At 72.2% G+C, this 17,682-nt stretch carries 14 protein-coding genes; 10 read left to right on the top strand and 4 right to left on the bottom strand.

The annotated features are described in order from the left end of the window. Positions 1–58: 58 nt before the first annotated feature. A complete protein-coding gene (locus tag A6A06_RS38160; protein ID WP_199931419.1) occupies positions 59–598 on the bottom strand; it encodes a metallopeptidase family protein in 540 nt (179 codons plus the stop codon). Positions 599–869: 271 nt separating this feature from the next. On the opposite strand from A6A06_RS38160, the gene A6A06_RS38155 reads away from it, so the two are divergent. The 7 genes from A6A06_RS38155 (at position 870) to A6A06_RS38125 (ending at position 9,034) form a co-directional block, all read left to right on the top strand. After that, complete coding sequence (locus tag A6A06_RS38155) at positions 870–1,313, top strand: DUF3499 domain-containing protein (protein WP_073768845.1); 444 nt, start codon at positions 870–872, stop codon at positions 1,311–1,313. A 314-nt stretch (positions 1,314–1,627) separates the two neighbouring features. Further along, positions 1,628–3,256: an L-lactate permease gene (locus A6A06_RS38150; RefSeq protein WP_199931429.1), complete on the top strand. Its 1,629-nt coding sequence runs from the start codon at positions 1,628–1,630 to the stop codon at positions 3,254–3,256. A gap of 148 nt (positions 3,257–3,404) precedes the next feature. After that, entirely contained in the window at positions 3,405–4,763 is a 1,359-nt protein-coding gene (locus A6A06_RS38145) for a phosphomannomutase/phosphoglucomutase (RefSeq protein WP_199931418.1), read from the top strand. A gap of 287 nt (positions 4,764–5,050) precedes the next feature. Continuing rightward, positions 5,051–5,233, top strand: coding sequence for a Trm112 family protein (locus A6A06_RS38140; protein WP_073768457.1), 183 nt, complete (start codon positions 5,051–5,053; stop codon positions 5,231–5,233). A 64-nt stretch (positions 5,234–5,297) separates the two neighbouring features. Continuing rightward, positions 5,298–6,440: an SIS domain-containing protein gene (locus A6A06_RS38135; protein WP_073768455.1), complete on the top strand. Its 1,143-nt coding sequence runs from the start codon at positions 5,298–5,300 to the stop codon at positions 6,438–6,440. 137 nt (positions 6,441–6,577) lie between these two features. After that, complete coding sequence (gene manA / locus A6A06_RS38130; RefSeq protein WP_073768453.1) at positions 6,578–7,897, top strand: mannose-6-phosphate isomerase, class I; 1,320 nt, start codon at positions 6,578–6,580, stop codon at positions 7,895–7,897. A gap of 177 nt (positions 7,898–8,074) precedes the next feature. Beyond that, complete coding sequence (locus A6A06_RS38125) at positions 8,075–9,034, top strand: cation diffusion facilitator family transporter (protein ID WP_073768451.1); 960 nt, start codon at positions 8,075–8,077, stop codon at positions 9,032–9,034. A 190-nt stretch (positions 9,035–9,224) separates the two neighbouring features. On the opposite strand, the gene A6A06_RS38120 is transcribed toward A6A06_RS38125, so the two are convergent. Further along, entirely contained in the window at positions 9,225–11,636 is a 2,412-nt protein-coding gene (locus A6A06_RS38120) for a fructose-specific PTS transporter subunit EIIC (RefSeq protein ID WP_274535913.1), read from the bottom strand. 1,175 nt (positions 11,637–12,811) lie between these two features. Between A6A06_RS38120 and ahcY the strand changes: the two genes are divergently transcribed. Together ahcY and A6A06_RS38110 are read left to right on the top strand one after the other, a co-directional pair. After that, positions 12,812–14,269, top strand: coding sequence for an adenosylhomocysteinase (ahcY, locus tag A6A06_RS38115; protein WP_073768447.1), 1,458 nt, complete (start codon positions 12,812–12,814; stop codon positions 14,267–14,269). Between the two features lie 156 nt (positions 14,270–14,425). Beyond that, positions 14,426–15,040: a hypothetical protein gene (locus tag A6A06_RS38110; RefSeq protein ID WP_073768445.1), complete on the top strand. Its 615-nt coding sequence runs from the start codon at positions 14,426–14,428 to the stop codon at positions 15,038–15,040. Positions 15,041–15,073: 33 nt separating this feature from the next. Here A6A06_RS38110 and A6A06_RS38105 read toward each other — a convergent pair whose 3' ends face one another. After that, complete coding sequence (locus tag A6A06_RS38105) at positions 15,074–16,174, bottom strand: RDD family protein (protein ID WP_073768443.1); 1,101 nt, start codon at positions 16,172–16,174, stop codon at positions 15,074–15,076. Positions 16,175–16,303: 129 nt separating this feature from the next. Here A6A06_RS38105 and A6A06_RS38100 point away from each other — a divergent pair, with 129 nt between their 5' ends. Continuing rightward, the gene (locus A6A06_RS38100; RefSeq protein ID WP_073768440.1) at positions 16,304–17,311 is read left to right on the top strand and encodes a stage II sporulation protein M; all 1,008 of its coding nucleotides are present in this window, start codon (positions 16,304–16,306) and stop codon (positions 17,309–17,311) included. Between the two features lie 129 nt (positions 17,312–17,440). On the opposite strand, the gene A6A06_RS42480 is transcribed toward A6A06_RS38100, so the two are convergent. Then, on the bottom strand, positions 17,441–17,682 hold a 242-nt coding region (locus A6A06_RS42480; protein WP_206780376.1), incomplete at its 5' end, for a hypothetical protein.

The following is a 17,682-nucleotide window of genomic DNA, read 5'->3' as shown; positions in this document are numbered from 1 at the left end:
GTCCGGGTGTCGCGCTGCTGAGGAGGTGAGGGCGGGGCCGGTCCTGCCCGTACCGCGGTCAGTCCTGCCCGTACCGCGGGTCGACCGACTCCGGTGCCAGGCCGAGCAGCTCGGCGACCTGCTCGACGACGACCTCGTGGACCAGCAGCGCCCGCTCGTAGCGGTTCTTCGTACGGATCTCGACCGGGCGGCGGTAGACGACCACCCGTTCCTGCTGTTCGCCGGTGGCGGGCAGCAGCCGGCCCAGCGGCACCGTCTCGTCGTCGCCGGCCGGCCCGGCGTCCCCGTCGGGGCCGAACCCGGGCACCTCGACGACCAGGAAGTCGATGTCCGCCAGCTGCGGCCAGCGCCGTTCCAGCCGGTCCCGCGAGTCGTAGACCAGGTCGACGAAGGAGTCCGCGCGGCTCACCGAGAGCGGCACCTGGGGCGGGGCGACCGGGCCGCGCATACCGCGGCCGTGCCGGTCGCGGCGCCGCGGGCGGGGCCCCGCCGGGACGGGGGGCCGCGCGGCGCCGCCGGGTGCGGCGGGAGTGCCGCCGGTGCCGGTCGGTGCGGGGGTCCCTCCGGCGTCGGCCGGAGGAGGTACGGGGCTGTCCATCAGAACCGAGCGTAACCGTCCGGGGCCAGGCGGCGCGGGAGAGCGGCGGATCCGGTGGCATGTCGTCGAGTGACCGGTCGTAGGCTCGTCGAGTCCGGTTGCGGCCACGCATCGGACCAAGAAGGGCATGGAGATTGACATGAAATGTACAGAGTCGTGACGGGTTTCGACGCCCTGCGCCGTCCGGCGCAGTGCTCACGGCACAGTCCGGTCCGAGCGCCCGCAGGTCAGGCGCACCGGACGAACCAGGACGACACGGTTGGGTGAGGTCGTGGAGAGTCATCGCGGCCCGCTCAAGAGTGCGGTACCGTCCAACGTCGTGAGCCCTGTACGTCGCTGTTCGCGCACTGCGTGCGGCCGCCCCGCCGTCGCAACGCTGACGTACGTCTATGCGGATTCGACCGCCGTGCTCGGACCGCTCGCCACCTACGCCGAGCCCCACTGCTACGACCTGTGCGCCGAGCACTCCGAGCGGCTGACCGCGCCGCGCGGCTGGGAGGTCGTGCGCCTGGCCACCGACACCGGTCCGGCCCGCCCCAGCGGCGACGACCTCGAAGCGCTCGCCAACGCGGTGCGCGAGGCGGCCCGGCCCCAGGAACGCGCGGCGGGCGGCGCCAACGGCCCCCAGGTCAGCGGACCGAACGGGCGCGACGCCCACCCGATGGAGGTCGCCCGCCGGGGCCACCTGCGGGTCCTGCGGTCACCGGACTCCTGAGCGGGACCTCCGAGAAGAATTCCCCAAGGGCCCCTGAGCCGGGGCTCCCGAGCAGGGGCTCCCGGCCAGGGGCTCCTGAGCAAGGGCTTCCGAGCAAGGGCTCCTGAAAACAGCTGCCGACGAGAGCGGGGCGGGGCAACCCGTCCCGCCCCCGGCCACTTTCGCCCGCGGCATTGACGCCGCCTCCGGGCGGACACCACCATGCCTCCACTCCCGATAGATCCGCTTCCGTATGGCGGAAGTGACGGGGGAGCTGTCCATCGGGAGGCCGTGTGTCCGTACAGCAGCTGGAGTTCGTGCAGCAGCCGGGGTTCGTGCAGCAGCCGGAGTTCGTGCAGCAACTGGAGCCCGTAGCCGATTCGCTCGCCCTGTCCGCACTCGTCGCCGCACTCCCGCTGGTCACCGTCCTCGTCCTGCTCGGCGCCGTACGGATGCGCGCCCACCTCGCCGGGCTCGCCGGCCTGGCCGTCGCCCTCGCCACCGCCTGCCTGGCCTTCCGCATGCCCGCCGGGCAGGCCCTGTCCAGCGCGGCGCAGGGCGCGCTCTTCGGCCTGTTCCCCATCCTGTGGATCGTCGTCAACGCCCTGTGGGTGTACCGGATGACGGTCCGCACCCGTCACTTCGACGTCCTGCGCCGCTCCTTCTCCGGACTCTCCGCCGACCCCCGCGTCCAGGCCCTGGTCGTCGCCTTCTGCTTCGGAGCGCTGCTCGAAGCGCTCGCCGGGTTCGGGGCGCCCGTCGCGATCAGCGCGGTGATGCTGGTCGCGCTCGGCTTCACCCCGGCACGCGCCGCCGTCGTCGCGCTCGTCGCCAACACCGCGCCGGTCGCCTTCGGCGCCATGGGCACCCCCGTGGTCACGCTCGCCCAGGTCACCGGACTGCCGCTGGACACCGTCGCCCCGGTGGTCGGCCGCCAGACCCCGCTGCTCGCCCTCGTCGTACCGCTGCTGCTGGTGTTCCTGGTCGACGGGCGGCGCGGCCTGCGCGAGACGTGGGTGCCCGCGCTCGCCTGCGGAGTGGCCTTCGCCGCCGTGCAGTTCGCGGCGGCCAACCACGTGTCCGCGCAGCTCGCCGACATCGGCGCGGCCCTCGCGGGCGCCGCCGCGCTCGTCGCCGTCCCCGGCGCCCGCAGGCCCGCCGCCGAGCCGGTACGGGCCGCCGTACTGACCGGCGCCCGCAGCGAGGACCTCGACGTACGCGACTCCCGCGCCGACGTCGTACGGGCCTACGCGCCGTACGCCCTCATCGTCGTCGTCTTCTCCCTCGCCCAGGTCCCGCCCGTCAGGGACCTCCTCGCGCGGGCGACCCGCACCTTCGACTGGCCCTTCCTGGACGTCGCGGGCCCCGACGGCGAACCGGCCGGCGGCAACGTCTTCTCGCTCCCGCTGCTCGCCACCGGCGGCACCCTGGTGCTGCTGGCGGGCGTACTGAGTGCCCCCGTCCTGGGCGTACGGGCCGCCACCGCCGTACGCGAATGGGCCGCGACCGTACGCGAACTGCGCCCGGCGATCCTGACCGTCACCTCCGTACTGGCCCTCGCCTACGTCATGAACCTCTCCGGACAGGCCGCCACCATCGGCCACTTCGTCGCCGCCGCCGGAGCCGGACTGGCCTTCCTCTCGCCCGTCCTCGGCTGGTTCGGCGTCGCCGTCACCGGCTCCGACACCTCCGCCAACGCCCTCTTCGGCGCCCTCCAGGTGACCGCCGCCCGGCAGTCCGGGCTCTCCCCCGTACTGCTCGCCGCGGCCAACAGCTCCGGCGGCGTCCTCGGCAAAATGATCTCCCCGCAGAACCTGGCCATCGCCTGCGCGGCGGTCGGACTGGCCGGACGTGAAGGAGACCTGCTGCGCAAGGTGTTGCCGTGGAGTCTGGGATTGTTGCTGGTGATGTGCTTGATCGTGGTGGGTCAGAGCACAGCTGTGCTGGGGTGGATGCTGCCGTAGGGCGTGCGGAGCGCGGGATGCGGTGCGCGGGATACGCGATGCCGGGACGCAGGACGCCCCGGACCGCCGGACCCGCCCCCGATCCCGCCTCCCCCCGACCGCCTACGGGTAGGTTTGGGACCCCGTCATGACATCAGGAGGGCTGGCTGTGACTGACCTGTCGCAGATCGTGAAGGCGTACGACGTGCGCGGTGTGGTCCCCGATCAGTGGGACGAGACGCTGGCCGAGCTGTTCGGCGCGGCCTTCGCCCGCGTGACCGGAGCGGACGCGATCGTCACCGGGCACGACATGCGGCCCTCCTCGCCCGGCCTGTCCCGGGCCTTCGCCCGTGGCGCCGCGGCACTCGGGACGGACGTGACCGAGATCGGGCTGTGCTCCACCGACCAGCTGTACTACGCCAGCGGCGCGCTGAACCTGCCCGGCGCGATGTTCACCGCCTCGCACAACCCCGCGCAGTACAACGGCATCAAGATGTGCCGGTCCGGCGCCGCCCCGGTCGGCCAGGACACCGGCCTCACCGAGATCCGCGCCCTCGTCGAGCAGTGGCGCGACGGGGACCGCCCGGAGCCCGCGGCGACCCCCGGCACCATCACGCAGCGCGACGTCCTCAGCGACTACGCGGCCCACCTGCGCCACCTCGTCGACCTCTCCGGCATCCGCCGCCTGAAGGTCGTGGTGGACGCCGGCAACGGCATGGGCGGCCACACCGTCCCCACCGTCTTCGAGGGCCTGCCCGTCGACCTGGACGCCCTGTACTTCGAACTCGACGGCACCTTCCCCCATCACGAGGCCAACCCCCTGGACCCGGCGAACATCGTCGACCTCCAGGCGCGGGTCCGCGAGGTCGGCGCCGACATCGGCCTGGCCTTCGACGGCGACGCGGACCGCTGCTTCGTCGTCGACGGGAACGGCGACCCCGTCTCCCCGTCCGCGATCACCGCCCTGGTCGCCGCCCGCGAACTCGCCAAACACCCCGGCGGCACGGTCATCCACAACTGCATCACCTCCTGGTCCGTCCCCGAGGTCGTCAAGGAGAACGGCGGCACCCCCGTCCGCACCCGCGTCGGCCACTCCTTCATCAAGGGGGAGATGGCCAAGACCGGGGCCATCTTCGGCGGCGAGCACTCCGCGCACTACTACTTCCGCGACTTCTGGAACGCCGACACCGGGATGCTCGCCGCCCTGCACGTCCTGGCGGCGCTCGGCGGCCAGGACGGCCCGCTCTCCCAACTGGTCGCCGAGTACGACCGGTACGCCGCCTCCGGTGAGATCAACAGCACCGTCGACGACCAGACGGGCCGCCTCGCCGCCGTCAAGACCACGTACCAGGGCCACGAGGACACCGAACTCGACGAACTGGACGGCCTGACGGTCAGCACCGCCGACTGGTGGTTCAACCTCCGCCCCTCCAACACCGAACCGCTGCTGCGCCTGAACGTCGAGGCCCGGGACAGCGCAACGGTCGAGCGGGTACGGGACGAGGTGCTGGGGATCGTGCGGGGGTGAGGCGGGGGTGAGGCCGGTGTGAGGCCGGTGTGTGGGGGCTGAGGGCGAGGGCCCACGGGGCCGCGCGGGACAGGTTCGTATGGGCCCGGTGCGGGTCCGAATGCGGGTCCGTACGGGTCCGTACGGACCCGTACGGGGGTGCCGGGGCGCTCGGTCAGCAGCGAAGGGCCGGGCCCCGGCCCGTGCCGCCGGAACGCCGTCGCCCCACCACCCACCTGCGGCGCGTCCCGGCGCCCGCCCCGGCGGTACGCTGGCAGTGCCGTATTTCCGCCGAAGGAGAAGCCCCCATGCCGGTCGACGCCAGCCTGATCGAGATCCTCGCCTGCCCGGCGTGCCACGCCCCGCTGGCGGACCGGTCGGACGCCGACCCGGCCGAGCTGCAGTGCACCGGCGAGGAATGCGGCCTCGCCTACCCCGTCCGTGACGGCATCCCCGTCCTCCTGGTGGACGAGGCCCGGCGCCCCGCCTGACCCGGGCGGCCGAGCCGCCCGGACCCCACCCCGCCCGCACCGGCGATCGGAGGCAGCGCACACCATGCTCGACGAGTCCCTGTTGGACGCACCCGAGGCGCTGGCCGGCGCCGACCGCTACGGACTGCTGCGCGGCGTCGCCGAATCCGGGGCCCGGGTACGCACCGCGGCCCGTAACGCCGCCGAGTCCGGCATCGCCGACCTGCGGCCCGACGGCCGGCCCCGCACCGTCCTCGTGGCGGGCCCGGCACCGGCCGCCGCCTGCGTCGCCGACCTCTTCGGCGCCCTCGGCGGCGGCACCTGCCCGGTCACCCTCATCCGGCCCACCGGCGTCGCGGCCCGGCCCGGCGCGCTGCGCTGGACCCTGCCCGGCTGGTCCGGCCCGCTGGACCTGCTGCTGATCGTCGGCCCGGACGGCACCGACGCGGGCCTCGCGCAGCTCGTCGAGCAGGCGTACCGCCGCGGCTGCTCCGTCGTCGCCGTCACCCCCGCGGGCGGCCCGCTCGCCGACGCCGTCGTCCAGGCCCGCGGCCTGTCCGTACCGCTGGCCACCACTCCGTACGACGCCGAGTTCGACGTGGAGGGCGCACCCCCGGCAGCCCCCGGCACCCTCTGGTCGCTGCTCATCCCGCTGCTCGCGCTCGCCGACCGGATCGGCCTGCTCAGCGCCCCGCCCGAGCTGCTCGCGCAGCTCGCCGACCGGCTCGACCAGGTCGCCGAACGCTGCGGCCCCGCCATCGAGACGTACTCCAACCCCGCCAAGACCCTCGCCGCCGAACTCGCCGACGCGCTCCCGCTGATCTGGACCGAAGGCACCGTCTCCGGCGCCGTCGGCCGGCACTTCGCGACCGTACTGGCCGGACTCGCCGGCCGGCCCGCGCTCGCCGGCGAACTGCCCGAGACGATGACCACGCACGGCGCGCTGCTCGCCGGCCCGTTCGCGGCCGGCGCCGACCCGGACGACTTCTTCCGCGACCGCGTCGACCAGCCCACCGCCCTGCACGCCCGCGTCGTCCTGCTCCGCGAGGAGAACCCCGGCCCGCTCTCCGCCGCGCCCGCCGCCCGCGAACTGGCGCTGGAGCACGACACACCCGTCAGCGAACTGGAACCGGACGGCGGCAGCGCCCTGGAAAGGGCCGCCGAACTCCTCGCCGTCACAGATTTCGCCGCCGTTTACCTGGCGCTCGCCGGCACCGAGGGAACATGAGGCCCCGGCCGCCGGGCGCACGGGGAGCCTGAGCGCGGCCCGGCAGGCGCGCCCCGTACCCGTACGGCTGCATACGGCTGCAACTGCATACGGCTGCATACGGCTCAGCCCGAACGAAGAGTCAGGAACCCCGTCACATGGACCGCCTCACGAACACCGTGCGCCCCTACGCCTGGGGCTCCACCACCGCCATCCCGGAACTCCTCGGCACCGAGCCGACCGGCGAACCGCAGGCCGAGATGTGGATGGGCGCACACCCCGGCGCCCCCTCCCGAGCCGACCGCGGCACCGGCCCGGTGTCGCTGGCCGACGTCATAGCCGCCGACCCGGAAGGCGAACTCGGCCCCGACGCGGTACGCGCCTTCGGCCCCCGGCTGCCCTTCCTGCTCAAGCTGCTCGCCGCCGGCTCCCCGCTCTCCCTCCAGGTCCACCCCGACCTGACCCAGGCCAAGGAGGGGTACGCCGACGAGGAGCGGCGCGGGGTCCCCGCGGACGCCCCGCACCGCAACTACAAGGACGCCAACCACAAGCCCGAACTGCTCTGCGCCCTCACCCCCTTCGAAGGACTCTGCGGCTTCCGGCACCCGGCCGAGGCCGCGTCCCTTCTCGAAGGACTCGGCGTGGGCACCCTCAAGCCGTACGCCGACATCCTGCGCGCCGCCCCGGAGGACGCCGCGCTGCGCGAGGTGCTCACCGCCGTACTGAGCGCGGACCAGGACGAGACGGCCGATACCGTCGAGCAGGCCGCGGCCGCTGCCCGGCGCCTGGCCGACGAGGGCGGCCCGCACGCCGACTCCTACGCCGCGTACGCCGCCATCGCCCACCACTACCCGGGCGACCCCGGCGTGCTCGCCGCCATGCTCCTCAACCACGTACGGCTCCAGCCCGGCGAAGCGCTCTTCCTGGGCGCCGGCATCCCGCACGCCTACCTCAGCGGCCTCGGCGTGGAACTGATGGCCAACTCCGACAACGTGCTGCGCTGCGGCCTGACCCCCAAGCACGTGGACGTACCGGAACTCCTGCGCGTGGTCCGCTTCGCCGCCCGCGACGCCGGAGTACTGCGCCCGGAGGAGGCCACGGCGTCGGGCGAGGAGGTCTACGAGACTCCGATCGACGAATTCCGGCTCTCCCGCTTCGTCCTGGCCCCCGGCGGCGCGCCCCGCACTCTCGGCGACCGCACCCCGCAGATCCTGCTGTGCACCGCAGGAACGGTTGCTCTGCACGCGGACGGGCCGCGTGCGGGCAGTGGGGCGGGGACGGGCGAGGGCAGTGGGGCGGGGACGGGCAGTGGGGCGGGGCTGGGCGCGGACAGCGGCTTCGGCTCCGGCTTCGGCTCCGGCTTCGGCTCCCGTACCGACCTGAAGCTGGCGCCGGGCGAGTCGGTCTTCGTACCGGCCGGGGAACGCGTGGAACTGACGGGGGAGGGCACGGTCTTCCGCGCGACGGTGGCGGTCTGACGGCTGCCCGCCGGACGGCCCACGAGCCGTCCGGCGCCCCGGCCGGCGGCCCCCTGCGCGCCCCGGCGGACGGGCTGCAACAATGACCCGCCTAAAGGGTTCGTAAAGGAGCCCACGGAGCGGCCTCTGAACAGGCTGCGCACCGCAGTCGGCCGACGGAAGGGAAATGCGCCACCCATGAGTGCATCAGGCGGTACCAAGGCGATCGTCGCGGCGCTGGGCGCCAACCTGGCCATCGCGGTGGCGAAGTTCGTCGCCTTCGCCTTCAGCGGATCGTCCTCGATGCTGGCCGAAGGCGTCCACTCCATCGCCGACTCCGGCAACCAGGGCCTGCTGCTGCTCGGCGGCAAGAAGGCCAAGCGCGCCGCCACCGAGGAACACCCCTTCGGCTACGGCCGCGAGCGCTACATCTACGGCTTCCTCGTCTCCATCGTCCTGTTCACCATCGGCGGCGTCTTCGCCCTGTACGAGGGCTACGAGAAGATCCACGACCCGCACGAGCTGGACAACTGGATCTGGCCGGTCGGCGTCCTGGTCTTCGCGGTCATCGCCGAGGGCTTCTCCTTCCGTACGGCCATCAAGGAGTCCAACGAGCTGCGCGGCAAGCAGACCTGGCCCCAGTTCGTCCGCCGCGCCAAGGCCCCCGAACTCCCCGTCGTCCTCCTGGAGGACTTCGGCGCGCTGGTCGGCCTGGTGCTCGCGCTCGGCGGCGTCGGCCTCACCCTCGCCACCGGCAACGGCGTGTGGGACGGCGTCGGCACGATGTGCATCGGCGCCCTCCTCGTCCTGATCGCCCTGGTCCTCGCCGCCGAGACGAAGTCGCTGCTGCTCGGCGAGGCGGCGGGCCCCGAACAGGTCACCAAGATCCGCGCGGCCCTGGTCGACGGCGACACCGTCACCCGCGTCATCCACATGCGCACCCTCCACCTCGGCCCGGAGGAACTCCTCGTCGCCGCCAAGGTCGCGGTACAGCACGACGACACCGCCAAGGAGGTCGCCGACGCGATCAACGCCGCCGAGGACCGCATCCGCGAGGCCGTACCGATCGCCCGCGTGATCTACCTGGAACCCGACATCTACAACGAGTCCGCCGCCGCATCGGGCGGCAACCCGGGCAAGACGCCGGGCGGCATCTGATCACGCCCCGAGCCGTACGAACAGGGCCCCGCACCCGATCCGGTGCGGGGCCCTGCCGTTTCCGGCCCTGCTGTCTCCGGCTCTGCCGTTTCCTTCTGGCTTCCGTACCCGTCCGCCGCCCCCTGCCGTTTCTTTCCGGCTCCCGTACCCGCCCACCGCTCCCCCCAGCTACTCGGCGGCGGCGGACCGGCTACCCCACCTCGCCCAGCACCCGCAGGATCGCCGCCTCGTCCGGCGCGCCCTGCAGCCGCGCCCGGAATTCCGCATCCATCAGCTTCCGCGACAGCAGCGCCAGGATGCGCAGGTGCTCGTCGCCCGCGGCGGCTTCCGGCACCGAGATCATGAACACCAGCTTGGCGTGCGTACCGTCCGGTGAGCCCCAGTCGATGCCCTCCGCGGAACGCGCGAAGCCGACGACGGGCGCGGTCACCGCGTCCGTCTTGGCGTGCGGGATTGCGATCTCCTCGCCGAGGCCGGTGGTGCCCTGCGCCTCGCGCGCCAGCGCCACCCGGACCAGCTCGTCCACGTCCGCCACCTTGCCCGTACGGGCCGCGAGTTCCGCCATCTCGCGGATCGCGTCCTCCTTGCCGCCGGCGGCCAGCCGCACCTTCACGGTCTCCCGCGTGAGATACCCGGAAAGCACCTCACCCTCCGAGCCACCGTCACTCACACCTGCGCCGTTCGGCCTTTCCGCCCTTTCCGCCCTGTCCGCCCCGTCCGCGTCTTCCGAACCGTCCGCTTCTTCCGCGCGGTCCGCCCCGTCCGCTCCTGCCTCCCCATCCGCTCCAGCCTCCCCGTTCGCTCCCTCCCGCTTCGACGCCGTGGCTCCGGTCACCCCGGCCGCCACCGCTCCGGCCGTCAGGGCCCCGGTCGCCGCGGCCATGGGTGGTACGGCGGTGGCGCCCGCGCCGACGCCGGCCAGGACCGGCTCCGCTCCCGAAGCCGCCCCGCTGCCCCCGGCCGGTGCACGATCCTGCTGTTCGTCCTGCTGTTGGTCCTTCTTCCGGTCCTGCTGCCGGTCCTTCTGCCGCGCCGACACGTCCACCAGCGCGACCGTCGCCAGCGCCGTCACGACCGCCCCGGCCGCCACGGCCACGAAGAACATCGGCACCCCGCCGACCGCGCCCAGGATCGCCACGATCGGGCCGCCGTGCGGCACCGCGTCCGTCACCCCGGCCATGCCGGCCACCGCACCGGCCACCGCGCCGCCCAGCATGTTCGCCGGGATGACCTGCGCCGGCCGCGCCGCCGCGAACGGGATCGCGCCCTCCGATATACCGAACAGCCCCATGAAGAGCGACGCCATCCCGGTCTCCCGCTCCTGGTCGGAGTACAGGCGCCGGCGGATCAGCGTGGCCAGCCCCTGGCCTAGCGGCATCACCGGGATCGCGGCGGCGCACATGCCCATCACGGTCTGGTTGCCGGTCGCGATCAGCCCCGTACCGAACAGGAACGCCGTCTTGTTGACCGGCCCGCCCATATCGAACGCGATCATCAGGCCGAGGACCGCGCCGAGCACGATGGCGCTGGTGCCCGTCATACCGCTGAGCCAGTCCGTCAGATGCGTGAAGACCCACGAGATCGGCTTGCCCAGGACGTAGATGAAGAACAGCCCGACCGCCGCCGTGGCGACGATCGGAATCACGATGATCGGCATGATCGGCCGTACGAACCGGGGGACCCGGACCTTCTTGATCCACATGACCAGGTACCCGGCCAGGAAGCCCGTCACGATCGCCCCGATGAACCCGGCGCCCGCCTTGGAGTCGTACAGCTCGCCGGTATTGGCTATCCAGCCGCCGATCATGCCCGGTACGAGCGCGGGCCGGTCCCCGATCGCGTACGCGATGTACCCGGAGAGGACCGGCACCATCAGCTGGAAGCCGATCGTGCCGATGTCGTTGACGTGCGCCCAGAAGGTGCCCTGCGGGATGACCAGCCCCTTCGGCGTCGCCTCCCCGCCGACCGCCAGGGACAGCGCCAGCAGCAGACCGCCGACCACGACGAACGGGATCATGTAACTGACACCGTTCATCAGCGCCTTGTACGTGAGCCCGCGCTCCTTCCCCCCTGACGCACCGCCCCCGCCACCACCGCCCTCACGGACTCCACCGCCCTCACGGACTCCGCCGCCCCCACGGACTCCGCCGACCCGCGCACCGGCCGTACCCCCGACCTCCGAACCGCTTCCACCCCCGACTCCGTCCCCAGACCCTGCCCTGTCGCTGTCGCCGTCCGACCCGTGTACGGGTGCGCTCAGCACTCGCTCGATCAGTTCCTCGGGGTGGCGTATGCCCTCGGCCACACCCACCACCAGCAACTTCTTGCCGACGAACCGACTCGGGTCGACGTCCTTGTCCGCAGCGATGATGACGCCGTCGGCGTGGTTGACATCGTTGTCAGAGAGGACGTTCTCGGCGCCGATCGACCCCTGCGTCTCCACCTTCATCTCGTGGCCAAGCGCTTCGGCGGCCTGGGTCAGCTTCTCGGCAGCCATGTACGTGTGGGCTATGCCGGTCGGGCAGGCGGTCACTGCGAGCAGCTTCAGCCCTCGCCCGCCCTTCCCCGCACCCTTGGGGGGATCAGCTGGACTGGTGGTCACGTGGTTCTCCTAACGGACGTGCGCGCAAGGTGACGTGCGAGTGTCCTCACGCTCCCCGCATCCTGCAACACAGAGCCACACCTGCAAAGCACCGAACACCACCCCACCCCACCCTCACGCCCCCGCCTTCACGCCCCCACATCCATCCCTGACGCCAGCTCTCACCCGCCTCCCGCTCTCCGCCCGCCCCTTACCGCCAGCCCCTCACCCGTCCTCCGGCTCTCCGCCTCCTACTCTCCGGGCCCGCCCCCTACCGTCAGCCCTCACCCGCCTCCCGCTCTCTGCATCCGTCCCCTGCCGCCAGCCCTCCTCCCGCGCTCCGGCTCTCCGCCTCCCGCTCTCCGGGCCCGCCTCCTACCGTCAGCCCTCACCCGCCTCCCGCTCTCTACGTCCGTCCCCTGCCGCCTCCGCCTCCGGCTCTCCGCCCCCTACCCGCCAGCCCCTCACTCGCCTCCTGCTCTCGGCCTCCCGCTCTCCGCATCCGCCCTCTGCCACCAGTCCTCAGCCGCCCCCTGCTCTCCGGGGCCGCCCCCTGCCGCCAGCCCTCCTCCCGCGCTCCCCCCGGCACTCCGCCGCCCGCGCCCGTAAGCCGGTAGTCCACTCCCCGCCACCCGCCGCCCGTTACCCGCCATTCGCCCCCCACCCCCCGCGCTCATCCCACTCGCACCCTCCACCCCGCGCTCATCCCACTCGCACTCCACACCCGGACCCGGACCCGCACCCGCGCCCTACACCCGCGCCCCACCCCCGTGACCTGCACCCGTGACGTGCATCCGCGACGTGCATCCGCGACGTGCGCCCCGCGTCCGACATCCCCGGCCCCGTGTCGCCTGTCGGCCCCGCCCACTCGCGGTTGTGCGCGTTTTCCTAGGGCGGGCTGGGGTTCCGGGGGGCGATCGGTGTAGATTCGTGACCAGTGCCAGACGTCGCTGCTGATGGCGGTCGGGCGGTCCGCCCCGCGGGCCGGCCGAGGGAGAGAGGGCCTCCGACGGACTGCGCTGCGGCCAGGGGAGAGGTGTGTCCGCACACGCGGAACCACCCGTACGGTATGCCGTCACCAACGGTATTTCGCTCATGCGGTACGTCCGCCCGCGCGGAACTCCGGGCGGTGGCGTCCCCGCCTGCCCGCGCCGCAGACTGCCAGCCAACCACCCTCGACCCCGGGAGCAACCCGAATGTCGACCGCAGCCAACAGCCAGGACTTCAAGGTCGCCGACCTGTCCCTCGCCGCCTTCGGCCGCAAGGAGATCACCCTCGCCGAGCACGAGATGCCCGGCCTGATGGCGATCCGCAAGGAGTACGCCGCCGCGCAGCCGCTGGCCGGCGCCCGCGTCACCGGCTCGCTGCACATGACCGTGCAGACCGCCGTGCTGATCGAGACCCTCACGGCGCTCGGCGCCGAGGTCCGCTGGGCCTCCTGCAACATCTTCTCCACGCAGGACCACGCCGCCGCCGCCATCGCGGTCGGCCCGAACGGCACTCCCGAGAACCCTCAGGGCGTCCCGGTCTTCGCCTGGAAGGGCGAGACGCTCGACGAGTACTGGTGGTGCACGGAGCAGGCGCTGACCTGGCCCAACTCGCCCACCGGCGGCCCGAACATGATCCTGGACGACGGCGGCGACGCCACGCTCCTGGTCCACAAGGGCGTCGAGTACGAGAAGGAGGGCAAGGCCCCCGCCGTCGAGACCGCGGAGAACGACGAGCACCGCACGATCCTGCAGCTCCTCAACCGCACCCTCGCCGAGAACCCGCAGAAGTGGACCAAGCTCGCGTCGGAGATCCGCGGTGTCACCGAGGAGACCACCACCGGCGTGCACCGCCTCTACGAGATGCAGCGCGACGGCCAGCTGCTCTTCCCGGCGATCAACGTGAACGACGCCGTGACCAAGTCGAAGTTCGACAACAAGTACGGCTGCCGCCACTCCCTGATCGACGGCATCAACCGCGCCACCGACACCCTCATCGGCGGCAAGACCGCCGTCGTCTGCGGCTACGGCGACGTCGGCAAGGGCTGCGCCGAGTCGCTGCGCGGCCAGGGCGCCCGCGTCATCATCACCGAGATCGACCCGATCTGCGCGCTCCAGGCGGCGATGGACGGCTACCAGGTCACGACCCTCGCCGACGTCGTCGAGACCGCCGACATCTTCGTCACCACGACGGGCAACAAGGACATCATCATGGCCTCCGACATGGCCAAGATGAAGCACCAGGCGATCGTCGGCAACATCGGCCACTTCGACAACGAGATCGACATGGCCGGCCTCGCCGCCATCGACGGCATCGTCAAGGACGAGGTCAAGCCGCAGGTCCACACCTGGACCTTCGCCGACGGCAAGGTCCTGATCGTGCTGTCCGAGGGCCGCCTGCTGAACCTCGGCAACGCGACCGGTCACCCCTCCTTCGTGATGTCCAACTCCTTCGCGGACCAGACCCTGGCCCAGATCGAGCTGTTCACCAAGCCGGAGGAGTACCCGACCGACGTCTACGTCCTGCCCAAGCACCTGGACGAGAAGGTCGCCCGCCTCCACCTCGACGCCCTCGGCGTCAAGCTCACCACCCTCCGCCCCGAGCAGGCCGCCTACATCGGCGTCACGGTCGAGGGCCCCTACAAGTCCGACCACTACCGCTACTGATCCCCGTGCTCCCGGCGCCCGCCCCGCCACCGCGCGCGGTGGGCACCACCACCGGAACCCGGTGATCCAGGCAGCGATCCAGGCAGTGATCCAGGCCCCCGCCCAGCACCACGGCGGGGGCCTGACCCGTACCACCGGACCCGACCAAGGACCCCCATGCCCCGCGGCCGCTACTCCCTCCACGACCCGCACGATCACACCCCCCTCGGCGAAGAACACTTCCACTGCGCCACCGGCCCCTCCGGCTGGCGTTACGTCTCCCAGATCACCACCCCCTCCGGAGACCACGCGGGCTCCGTCGACCTCACCCTCGACGACCTCGGCCGCCCCATCCGTCTCGAACTCCACGCCGGCGGCTGGCAGGTACGCGGCGCCGCCCTGGAAGGCGTCACCTGGGTCCGTACCGACCCGTCCGGCGCCCACGCCACCGAAGGCAACGTTCCCGCCCATGCCTTCACCGGCGCGTCCCCCGCTTTCCTCATCGCCACCGCCCGGCTGCTCCGCCCCGCCCCCGGCACCGGAGCCGTCCGCACCCGCCTCGTGGCCTTCGCACCCCCCGTCCTCGCACCCCGCACGCTCGACCAGTCCTGGGCCTTGGTGAAAAGGACAGCACACGCCACTGACAACGACCCGCTGACCGCGGACGAATACCAGGTCAACGACCTGGAGACCGGTGAACAGCACGCCGTACACCTCGCCGGCGACGTCGTCCTGTCGGCCCCCGGCATCGAACTCGAAGACCTGGAAACCCCGCCCTCGACCTTCACCTGACCGGCGGGCCCCCACCGCCATGCCCCCGACCCCTCACACCGGCGGCGAGAACCCCGAACGACGCTCCCGGCCATCCTCGGGCCCTTTTCCGGACACCGTCTCCCCGGCCCCGCGCAGGCCCTCGTCACCGCCCGTCACCACAGCCGGCCCCACGGCAGCCGGCCCCACGGCGCCCTCACCGCGCTGCTCCACCGCGGGCATCACGTACGACGCCTCCGCGCTCACCGCCCCCGGCCCAGCCGAAACCTCGGAAGCCCCGCTCCCGTAAGCCCCGCGCCCGTAGGCGCCGCTCTCATAAGCACCGCCCCCATAAGCACCGCCCCTGTACGTACCTCCGTACGCGCCCCCGTGCCCGCCGGCCACCGGCCCAGGCGCCCCCAGCGGCGCCCCGAACGCCCGCTGTGCCTCCCGCGCCTGCCGCTCGCCCACCACCGCGGCCAGATACACCGCCGGATACATTCCCGCCGGCACCGACGCCCCGGTCCAGCCGCACAAATCCGCCGCCAGCCGAGCCCCCATCGCCCCGCCGGCCTGCGGATCGAGCTGCCGTATTCGGCTCAGGTACTGGCGGACCGTCAGCCACCAGCTGTCCGGGACCCGCGACAGGTCCAGCGCGCCGAGCTCCGCCGCCAGCCAGGGAGGCGGGGGCGGCAGCACCGGCATGCCGTGCGGCGTGGGTATCCGCTCCCGTACGACGACGGTGCCCGCGAAGACGTCCCCGAGCCGCCGCCCCCTGGCCGACACCAGGGAGGCGATGCACGCCACCACACCCATCGTCAGCACGATCTCGACGGCGCCCAGCGCGCCGCGCACCAGCGCATGCCGGAAACGGACCGGCCCGCCGTCCTCGCGCACCACCCGCAGTCCGCACACCAGCTTTCCCAGCGACCGGCCACGGCTCAGCGTCTCCACCACGATCGGTACTCCGACCAGCACCAGCACGAACAGCGCCACCGACACGGCGGCCACCGCCGCCTCGTCCATCGACGCCGTGGCACGCAGCATCAGCACCGACACCAGAACGTAGGCACTCCAGGTCACCGCGAGGTCGACGAGGACCGCCAGCGCCCGGCTCGGCAGCCGGGCCGGCCGCAGCCCCAACACCACCGCCTCGCCCGTCACGAGCTCGTTCATCTGCGCCGTCCTCCCATGCCCCGATCCGTACCGGTCCGTCCCCGAACCGCCGCCCGCCCCGCTGCCGACCAGCCCAGTCTGCCAAGCTGACGGCACAGTCACCGCACGGCGCCGCCAGGAGCTGGATCCATGGACCTCGATGTCTTCGTCAGTGCCCACCGTGCCGAGTGGGACCGTCTCGAAGAACTGCTGCGCCGCAAACGCCGGCGTACAGGCGCCGAGGCCGACGAACTGATCGCCCTCTACCAGCGCACCACCACACACCTGTCGCTTCTTCAGGCCAGCGCCCCGGACCCCGCCCTCATAGGACGCCTCACCTCTCTCGTAGCGCGCGCCCGCAGTACGGTGGCCGGCGCACGCAAGGCATCCTGGCGCGACGTCGCACGGTTCTTCACGGTGTCGTTCCCTGCAGCGGTCTACCGGCTGCGCCATTGGTGGATCCCGACGGCCCTCCTCTCCACCGCGGTCGGCGTCCTCATCGCCTGGTGGATCTCCACCCACCCCGAGGTCCAGGCCGCCATCGGCGCTCCCGAGGACCTGCGCGCCATGACCCGGCCCGGTGGGGAGTACGAGACGTACTACTCCAGCCATCCCGCCGCGTCCTTCGCCGCCCAGGTATGGACGAACAACGCGCAGGCCGTAGCCCTGTGCCTCGTCCTGGGCGCCTTCCTCGGCCTGCCCGTCTTCTGGGTGCTCTTCCAGAACATGCTCAACCTGGGAGTCGGCCTCGGCCTGATGTCCTCGGCAGGCCGCCTCGATTCCTTCCTCGGCCTGCTCCTGCCGCACGGCCTCCTGGAACTCACCGCGGTCTTCGTAGCGGCCGGAGTCGGCCTTCGCCTGGGGTGGACCGTCGTCGATCCCGGCCCGCGCACCCGCCGTACCGCCCTCGCCGAAGAAGGCCGCTCCGCCCTCGGCGTCGCCATCGGCCTGGCCGCCGTGCTGTTCGTGTCGGGTGTCCTCGAAGGCTTCGTCACCCCGTCCGGCCTGCCCACCTGGGCCCGGATCACCATCGGCGTCGTCGCCGAGCTCGCCTTTCTCACGTACGTGTACGTGCTCGGCGGCCGTGCCGTCCGATCGGGCGAAACAGGGGACGTCGACGCCTCGGACCGCGAGGCCCTCCTCCCGACCGCCGCCTGATGTGCGTAGAGCCGCCCTGACCTGCTAATCTCCTGATCTCCCCAAGAAGCCCGTTGACACGGGTCAGGCGGGGAGGTAGATTCAAACGGTTGCCACGGACTAGACATGTTCGAGCGCAACGGCTAGTCTCTAGTCTGCTTCGGTCGGGAAGTTGATTCCGCGAAGCACCTCCGAAATCTTTATCTGGAAAGAGTTCATCGACTTCATGTCGGCGAAACGCTTCTGATAAAGTCGGAACAGCCGAAAGGCAAACTCCTCCGATAAAATCGGAACCGAATTCAGCCCGGAAACGGACTGCGAATCGGATCTGATAGAGTCGGAAAGGCTGAAAAGCGAAAGCCGGACGGCCGCCCCGCTCCAGCAGGGAGCCG

This window comes from Streptomyces sp. CB02923, from assembly GCF_001905005.1.
Taxonomy (GTDB): Bacteria; Actinomycetota; Actinomycetes; order Streptomycetales; family Streptomycetaceae; genus Streptomyces.
The sequence above is the reverse complement of the archived record's forward strand: the minus strand, read 5'-3'. Positions and strand labels throughout refer to the sequence as shown.